Genomic DNA, 2777 nt, shown 5'->3' with positions numbered 1-2777 from the left:
TCCCAGAACTGGTACTTTTTGATTGACAAAAAGTCTAAAAGTTTTACCCAACAAGGTTTTTAGATTTATTCAGCAAGCCCTAAATAGAGCATTTAATTGATTAATGCTCATTCTTAATTCTCCTGACTACTGACTACTGGCTCCTGACTCTTAACCCCACCAATAAACTTTTTCAGCAGACCCTAGTTAGAGCTTGAATTGCTTTTCTAGCAAAGACACGAACCAACTTCTAGGTAAAAAACGGGGCAGATTGACGATAATTTTATTAGCAAATTTACCGGCTACCACGTTGGGGCGTTTGTTGGCCAAGGCAGTTAAAGCCTCTTGTACCACCACTTCTGCCGAATCTAACTGGCCGTTTTTGCCCATAAAGGCACTGGGAAATCGGGCCACCTCAAAAAAATTCGATTCCGTCGGACCGGGGCAAAGAGCGAGGATTTCAACGCCTTTGTCTTTATTTTCTGCCCAGAGAGACTCGCTAAAGCTGAGGACAAAGGCTTTTGTCGCCGCATAGACGGAAAGATAGGGCAGCGGTTGAAACCCGGCAATGGAAGCAACATTGATAATTGCCCCCCCAGTGCGAGCAAGCATGGGACGGAGAAAATAGTGGCTTAATTCCACCAATACCAGATTATTTAACTGGATCATTTCTAACTGTCGGGCTAAATCCCGCTCGCTAAAAGCGCCATAATCACCAAAACCGGCATTATTTACCAGTAAATCAACGTTGATTCCTTTTTGGTTCACCGTATCATATACTAGCTTTCCCGCCCCAGCAACGGTCAGATCTTGAACGATAACTGTCACTTTTACCCCGTATTGTTCCTCTAAGTCCGCTGCTAATTGTTCTAGTTTATCTCTGGATCTAGCGACTAAAATTAGCTCCATTTGCCGTTGGGCAAGTTGACGGGCAAAGACGACGCCGATACCGGTGGAAGCACCGGTAATGAGGGCTGTTTTCATAGAAGATCAATCAAAAATAGCTTTTTTGCAGGAATTGTACCACAATTACCCTTCCATTTACAGTTCTTAACTTGGCGGTCAAGGCATTTTTTCAACTCAGAATATATGTTAGGCTAGAAATAGAACAAAGGTCGAGGGAGGTGCAGAAATGACAGTTATAAGCTTCACTGATCAAGATATTGCCAAATATACCGCCGCTGATATTGCTTCTTTGGCCGAACGACTAGAAAAAGATGAGTATAGTAACCCCTTCGAGGCTTTGCGGGATTGGCACCTGTTGCGAGCGATCGCTTTTCAAAGGCAGGAATTAGCCGAACCTTATCTTTATCTGTTGGATCTAGAAGCCTACGATGAGGCTTAAAGTGGCTTAGTTAAACAAAACTTAACACAAATTACTGGGGGTGTGAGACTAGCACACCCATTATTTTTGATTATGGTATTCTCCGGCTGAAAAAAGCCCCTAGCTTTTTGCCCCTTCTTTCCCTACTATCAATAACAAAGTATTTTTAGGCGATCGACTAAATTATGGGCAAACAATACAACGTTTATGGGATCGGTAACGCGCTCGTCGATATGGAATTTCAAGTCTCTCCTGAATTACTGCAAGAATTGGGCATCGATAAAGGAGTGATGACGCTGGTGGACGAAAATCGTCAAACCCAGTTGATGGAAAAATTGGCTTTTGATTGTAAACGCAGCGGTGGCGGATCGGCGGCGAATACCCTAGTAGCGATCGCTCAGTTGGGGGGTAGAGGTTTCTATTCCTGTAAAGTGGGCAATGACGAATTAGGTAAGTTTTATCTGCAAGATCTGCGCGCCTGTGGTTTGCATACCAATGAACATGGCGGCGAAAAAGAGGTGGGAATCACGGGAAAATGTCTAGTTTTTGTGACTCCCGATGCCGATCGCACCATGAATACTTTTCTCGGCATCACTGGGGAAATTTCCGAACGGGAATTAGTACCTTCAGCGATCGCTAATGCCGATTATCTCTATCTCGAAGGTTATCTCGTCACCTCTCCCACTGCCAAAGCTGCCGCTATTAAAGGGCGAGAAATTGCTCAGGCTGCTGGAGTGAAAACCGCTTTATCCCTGTCGGATCCCAATATGGCGATCTTCTTCCGGGAGGGATTACTGGAAATGATCGGAACGGGGTTAGATTTAGTTTTCGCTAATGAGTCGGAAGCTTTGACTATTTCCGGCAGCGAGGAAATTGAGTCAGCGATCGCCTATTTTAAAACCATTGCCAAAGGATTCGCTATCACCCGGGGTGCCAGTGGTTCTTTGATCTATGATGGCGAAAATCTCCTGGAAATTGACCCCCATCCCGTACAGGCGATCGATACCGTCGGCGCGGGGGATATGTACGCGGGGGCTTTTCTCTACGGTATTACCCACGGTATGGGTTACAAAGGAGCAGGAAATCTCGCTTCTCTAGCGGCTGCCCGGGTGGTTTCTACTTTTGGGGCGCGTTTACAAACCGAGGAAATTCAATCCCTGCGCGATTTGATCGTTTTGGGATAGGTTTTGTCAGTGATCAGCTTTCAGTCAGTAGTCAGGTTTTTTCTCCCTGCTCCCTGCTCATAGACAGTCTTAACGAGTAATTTAGATAGGGTTGGCTGAATAAATTTGAAATGTAGGCAAAGTAAGGGTTTTGGGGCTTTTCTCGCGAAACAGGTGCAAGATTTTGAGAGAATCGTCGTTCAAAACCTTGCGTCTTCATCGGCCCGCGTCCTGTAGGGGCGAAGCATTCGGGCAATAACCTATCGGTGAAAACGTAGATTTTCTATCCGAATGCTTCGCCCGTACTTATT

At 45.4% G+C, this 2777-nt stretch carries 3 protein-coding genes; 2 read left to right on the top strand and 1 reads right to left on the bottom strand.

Features of this window, described 5'->3' with window-relative positions:
* Positions 1-186 precede the first annotated feature (186 nt).
* The gene (locus IM456_RS14310; protein ID WP_149988215.1) at positions 187-963 is read right to left on the bottom strand and encodes an SDR family NAD(P)-dependent oxidoreductase; all 777 of its coding nucleotides are present in this window, start codon (positions 961-963) and stop codon (positions 187-189) included.
* Between the two features lie 148 nt (positions 964-1111).
* On the opposite strand from IM456_RS14310, the gene isiD reads away from it, so the two are divergent.
* The gene (gene isiD, locus IM456_RS14305; protein ID WP_002732311.1) at positions 1112-1324 is read left to right on the top strand and encodes a protein IsiD; all 213 of its coding nucleotides are present in this window, start codon (positions 1112-1114) and stop codon (positions 1322-1324) included.
* Positions 1325-1488: 164 nt separating this feature from the next.
* Positions 1489-2487, top strand: coding sequence for an adenosine kinase (locus tag IM456_RS14300; RefSeq protein WP_287691592.1), 999 nt, complete (start codon positions 1489-1491; stop codon positions 2485-2487).
* Positions 2488-2777 lie beyond the last annotated feature (290 nt).

This window comes from Microcystis sp. M079S1, assembly GCF_020246425.1.
Classification (GTDB): Bacteria; Cyanobacteriota; Cyanobacteriia; order Cyanobacteriales; family Microcystaceae; genus Microcystis; species Microcystis aeruginosa.
The sequence above is the reverse complement of the archived record's forward strand: the minus strand, read 5'-3'. Positions and strand labels throughout refer to the sequence as shown.

Bases quoted from the DNA above. Each gene is read 5' to 3' on its own strand.
- IM456_RS14300 (WP_287691592.1), top strand. From the start codon at position 1,489: ATGGGCAAACAATACAACGTTTATGGGATCGGTAACGCGCTCGTCGAT.
- IM456_RS14310 (WP_149988215.1), bottom strand. From the start codon at position 963: ATGAAAACAGCCCTCATTACCGGTGCTTCCACCGGTATCGGCGTCGTC.
- isiD (WP_002732311.1), top strand. From the start codon at position 1,112: ATGACAGTTATAAGCTTCACTGATCAAGATATTGCCAAATATACCGCC.